This is a genomic window from Streptomyces sp. NRRL WC-3742, assembly GCF_000720635.1.
Lineage (GTDB): Bacteria > Actinomycetota > Actinomycetes > Streptomycetales > Streptomycetaceae > Kitasatospora.
In genome coordinates this window covers 1-4,064 of record NZ_JOCF01000143.1, presented here as the reverse complement: position 1 = coordinate 4,064, position 4,064 = coordinate 1, and the positions used below count along the sequence as shown (strand labels likewise).

Here is a 4,064-nt window from a genome sequence, read left to right as displayed (position 1 = left end):
AGACGGGTCATGGCCTCGTCTCGCGTGCCGAGGAACAGCTCGCGCATGGTCTCCGGGTCGCCGTCCGGCACGGCGAAGGTGGCGACGGCGCCCAGCGCGGCGGTGGTGAGGTTTCGGGTGTGCTTGATGTCCGACCCGGCGCTGGCGCCCCAGACCAGGAAGGTGTTCGTCGCCACCGTGAGCATGGCGGTGAGGGCCCCCTCGCCGAACTCCGCCACTGCGGCCTGCTGCTCGTCCTTGGGCAGGTCGGTGATCCCCGTGACCGCCAGTGCGATCCCCCGGAGAGCCTGATCCATACTCAGCATGGCCGCGCTCGCTGTACCAGCTGAACCCGTTCCTCACCTTCGCCGGGTCCTCCGCCGACCAGGAGCGGGCCCAGGAGGAGTGGGTGGCGGCGGTGCCCGAGTTCCTGATGCCTGGCCCCGAGTACGCGACGGCCTGGCGCAAAGAGCGGCGCGAGGAGCAGCGTGCCGTGGTGAAGGCCGCGAACGTCGTGGCGCTCGGCGGGACCAAGCCGGAGAAGGCCGACCCGAAGCTGCCGACCCCATGTGCGCCGCGTGCAACGAGAATCCGCCTCATGCAAACCTCATCTCTCCTCATGCAAACTGACCCGGCATCAGCGTGCCGCGGGATGGGGGCCATGCCCGCCGTTGAATCAGCGCGGTGTCGGATCCGTGCATCGCAGACCCGGACGCGGGCGGCGCCCGCCCCGCCGGAGATTTGATGACATGTACCGGTTAATGCATGAGAAGGAGTTCACATGTTCAGGATTCAGCGCTTGGCGTGCACCGCGCTGACGGTTGCACTGGCAAGCTCGCTCACAGTGTGCGCGGCCCCGGCCGCACTCGCGGACAACGGACCCGCCGGAGCGGAACAGGCCGCCGCGATCGTGGAGAAGGCCACAGGCGTGGCCGACCTCGCGCGGGCCGTCGACGCGCCCGGGGCGGTCGGCGTGACGGCGACCGAGACTGCGTCGGGATCCGTCACGGTGACGGCGCCGACGAACGCGTCCGGGTCGGTGGACCTGGCGGTGGACGGCGTCGCCGCGATCTCGTTCGCACTGCCGCAGACCGCGAACGTCTCGGGCGTAGCGGCCGGCGCCGGCACCGTCGTGTACCCGGGCGCCGCACCGTCGGCGGATCTGGCGGTACAACCCACCGGAAGCGGAGGTGTATGAGCCCTGGTGACGATGAAGGACGCATCGGCACCCCGTGAGTGGCGCTTCCCGCTCACCTTGCCGGAAGGAGCGGTGGCCGTCCTCCAGGAGGACGGCGGTGTGGAACTCACCGTGCCGTCCGACGGGGCCGAGATAGTCGTGGGCACCATCGCCCCGCCATGGGCCAAGGACGCCAACGGAAATGCCGTGCCGACCTCGTACCGCCTGGAGGGCTCCGCCCTCGTGCAGACCGTCGGATTCACCACCGGAACGGCGTTCCCCGTCGTCGCCGACCCCCAGGTCCGGGGCGGAACCGTCTTCGGCACCATCCGCTTCAACAAGAACGAGACCAACCGGATCGCCGCAGGCGGAGCCGTCGGTGCCTTTCTCACCGGAAGGTGGGCCCGACTGGCCGGGAAGCTGCTGCCGGTCAACAACGGGATCGCGGCGTTCGCCGGCGTCGCGATAGCGATGGACAAGTGCGTGGCCGTGAAGTATCCGGAGTGGGTGGGACCCGTCGTTCCGTACTACTACTCCGGCGGGTACTGCAAGTGATGAGCCCGGAATCCATCATGGCAATCGGAGGCGTCCTTGCGGGCGCGGCTCTGGAGTTCTCCGTCTTCGGCAGGCGACCGGCCACCACCACGGCGTCCCGTTGGCGTTCATCCTGCCGGACGGTGCTGGTACTCGTGGCGGCGGTGCTGTTGCTCGCACCCGGTGCCTCGACATCCCTCTGGGGCCGCAGCGCCGCCGGACTTCTGGCAGGCATTTTCCTCGTGGCGACCGCCGACCGCTTCAGGCCCCGCCCGGAATCCCGCCGATAGCTGTTCGCGTCATCCACGGTCAGGCCACTGTTCACGCCGAAACGGCTCAGGGGACCGCTCCAGGCAGCCGTCACGGTTACCAGTCCGGGACAGCGCGAGGTAGCGGCCAGCACCCTGATGACCTCGCTCGCCGTGCTGAGCAGCTTCTCCATCGGCCCGAGCTCGTTGCGGCGACGGGTGCGGATCCGCACCCGTCGCCGCAACGAGCTCGGTGATCACGACGCAGCCGTCGCCCAGGCCGCCGTTGCCTGCGATGCTGGCCCAAGAGCTCGGGCTCGAACGGGCCGCGCGCTTCGATGTCTCCAACGCCTGCGCGGGCATGCTGACCGGGGTGATCGTCCTGGACCGTCTGATCCGGTCAGGGCGGGCCCGTCGCGGCATGGTCGTCAGCGGTGAGCAGCTGAGCACGATCACCGCCACCCCGGTGGCGGAGATCAGCGACGCCCTGGACCCACAGTTCGCTTCGCTCACCGTCGGTGACGCGGGCGCGGCGGTAATCCTCGCCGGAGACGGCGCTGACGGCTGTGCGGCTCAGGCGCGGCCTCCCGCGCCTGAGCCGCACAGCGCTCCTCGCTACAGGGCGAGGGCGGCGCGCAGGCCGGCGGCAACCTTGACCATGGTGGTGGTGCTGAGGGCTCCGAGGTTTTCGCGGAGTTCGTTGCGGTAGAGCACGACGATGTCGTCGCACAGGACGGAGCCGACCAGGGCGCCATCGGCCGGACCGAGCTTGACGATGCTCGGGAGGTCCGGTTTGGGGGTGGTGGTGAGTCGGACGGCGAGGCAGTCTTCGAGCTTCTGGTTACGGGCGTTGTTCGAGACGACGAGGAACGGCTTGAGGCCGTAGCCGACGTCTGCCCGGTAGACGACGCCGCGCACTGGCACGATCTCGGTCACGGTGTTCCTCAGTCCTCGCTGGAGCCGCGGCGGCGCCCTCGCATGGCGCGGGCGTGTTCGCGGTCCTCGTCGTCGCGTGCGGCGGCCAGGGCGGCGTAGCCGGTGGCCATGACCTTCTGCTCGACGGCGATGCGGCCGGCTTCGAGGAGGGCCTGAAGGACTTCGGCCTCGGAGGGGTTCGCGGAGAGTTCGACTCCGAGAAGTTCGGCGATGGCGGCACGGTAGGCGCCGGCGGGCTCCCGGAGACGCTCGACTGTCTGGGTGTCCTCGGCCGTCACCGGTACGGACTTCCGCGCCACGGCCTTTCCAGTGAGACTACTCATGCCTCACATCGTGCAGCAGAATATGCAGCATTTCAAGCGGAAATGCCTGGCCGGGCAGATGACAGGTCCGCTGGCGACGACGTTGTCCTCGTCCGGGTGGAGAGCGCCGACCCCGAACACCAGGTGGTCGTGGTAGCCGGCGGATGCCGGTTCGAGTTGTGCCTGACCCAGGAGATGGTTCAGGAGCTCTGCCGCGAGCCGTACTGCGGAAGGGGCCCATTCAGCGAGGACATCCCCTGGTGCGCCACCCACCTTGGCGAGCGCAGCATGCTCGAGCCGATCGAAACGGCCAAGAACCTGGGCTACGCCACCCGGGACCGGGCCGACTACGAGCCCGACCGCTGCGGCGGGGGAGCCGGTGCCGACCTTCTGGTGAAGGCCGCAGTCGCCCAGGCCAGCGCGCCCGAGATGGTCAAGGTCCTCATCGACATCTGCTTCGACGATCCGGACGAGGAAGGCCCGTGGACCTTCGACGACCACCTCGAAATGCAGCTGCGCCATGTCATCGACCGTGAACGCCTGCGGCTGAACAACGTGGCCTGCGACGAAGCGCGTCGCATCCGCCGTGCTGCCGCGACCTGTTCAGTCTGCTCGCGTGCGCTGCCCCCCTGGACGTGATCTCCATCGGATTCCGCCCCCAGTTCTGCTCGCCGCTCTGCGATCCCGAGCACCCCCTGTTGGACGAGGCCGAATCCGCGCGGTGGCGTCGGATTACGGCGCAGTAGCCGCGGCGGGCACCGGAGGCATACCGGGAGTTCGTCACCGGCCCGGTGAAGGCCGCCGAGACGGTCGGGAAGGACTCGCGCGGCTACGACGCGGCGAAGAAGATCAACGGCAGGAAGCGGCACCTGGTGGTGGACACGAAGG

At 69.1% G+C, this 4,064-nt stretch carries 7 protein-coding genes and 1 pseudogene; 5 read left to right on the top strand and 3 right to left on the bottom strand.

Features of this window, described 5'->3' with window-relative positions:
• The coding region (locus tag IH61_RS0139555) for a hypothetical protein (RefSeq protein WP_031079226.1) at window positions 1-305 on the bottom strand (305 nt) is incomplete at its 3' end.
• A 455-nt stretch (window positions 306-760) separates the two neighbouring features.
• On the opposite strand from IH61_RS0139555, the gene IH61_RS43765 reads away from it, so the two are divergent.
• From IH61_RS43765 to IH61_RS45410, 3 genes are all read left to right on the top strand, one after another.
• The gene (locus IH61_RS43765) at window positions 761-1,177 is read left to right on the top strand and encodes a hypothetical protein (RefSeq protein ID WP_158845901.1); all 417 of its coding nucleotides are present in this window, start codon (window positions 761-763) and stop codon (window positions 1,175-1,177) included.
• A gap of 72 nt (window positions 1,178-1,249) precedes the next feature.
• Entirely contained in the window at window positions 1,250-1,711 is a 462-nt protein-coding gene (locus IH61_RS43760) for a hypothetical protein (protein ID WP_051838777.1), read from the top strand.
• A gap of 522 nt (window positions 1,712-2,233) precedes the next feature.
• The gene (locus IH61_RS45410; RefSeq protein ID WP_078911747.1) at window positions 2,234-2,647 is read left to right on the top strand and encodes a hypothetical protein; all 414 of its coding nucleotides are present in this window, start codon (window positions 2,234-2,236) and stop codon (window positions 2,645-2,647) included.
• Here IH61_RS45410 and IH61_RS0139535 read toward each other — a convergent pair.
• Together IH61_RS0139535 and IH61_RS0139530 are read right to left on the bottom strand one after the other, a co-directional pair.
• Window positions 2,554-2,874 carry a type II toxin-antitoxin system PemK/MazF family toxin gene (locus IH61_RS0139535; RefSeq protein ID WP_078911746.1) on the bottom strand — a complete coding sequence of 107 codons (321 nt, stop codon included), beginning with the start codon at window positions 2,872-2,874 and terminating at the stop codon, window positions 2,554-2,556. The genes IH61_RS45410 and IH61_RS0139535 overlap by 94 nt on opposite strands.
• Window positions 2,875-2,882: 8 nt before the next feature.
• The gene (locus tag IH61_RS0139530) at window positions 2,883-3,197 is read right to left on the bottom strand and encodes a molecular chaperone GrpE (protein WP_158845898.1); all 315 of its coding nucleotides are present in this window, start codon (window positions 3,195-3,197) and stop codon (window positions 2,883-2,885) included.
• Window positions 3,198-3,293: 96 nt separating this feature from the next.
• Between IH61_RS0139530 and IH61_RS43755 the strand changes: the two genes are divergently transcribed.
• Together IH61_RS43755 and IH61_RS0139520 are read left to right on the top strand one after the other, a co-directional pair.
• Window positions 3,294-3,815, top strand: coding sequence for a hypothetical protein (locus tag IH61_RS43755; RefSeq protein ID WP_158845896.1), 522 nt, complete (start codon window positions 3,294-3,296; stop codon window positions 3,813-3,815).
• 152 nt (window positions 3,816-3,967) lie between these two features.
• A pseudogene (locus tag IH61_RS0139520) lies at window positions 3,968-4,064 on the top strand (IS5/IS1182 family transposase); the annotation flags it as partial.

Coding starts and splice junctions, on each gene's coding strand:
- IH61_RS45410 (WP_078911747.1), top strand. CDS start 2,234: ATGCTGGCCCAAGAGCTCGGGCTCGAACGGGCCGCGCGCTTCGATGTC.
- IH61_RS0139530 (WP_158845898.1), bottom strand. CDS start 3,197: ATGAGTAGTCTCACTGGAAAGGCCGTGGCGCGGAAGTCCGTACCGGTG.
- IH61_RS43765 (WP_158845901.1), top strand. CDS start 761: ATGTTCAGGATTCAGCGCTTGGCGTGCACCGCGCTGACGGTTGCACTG.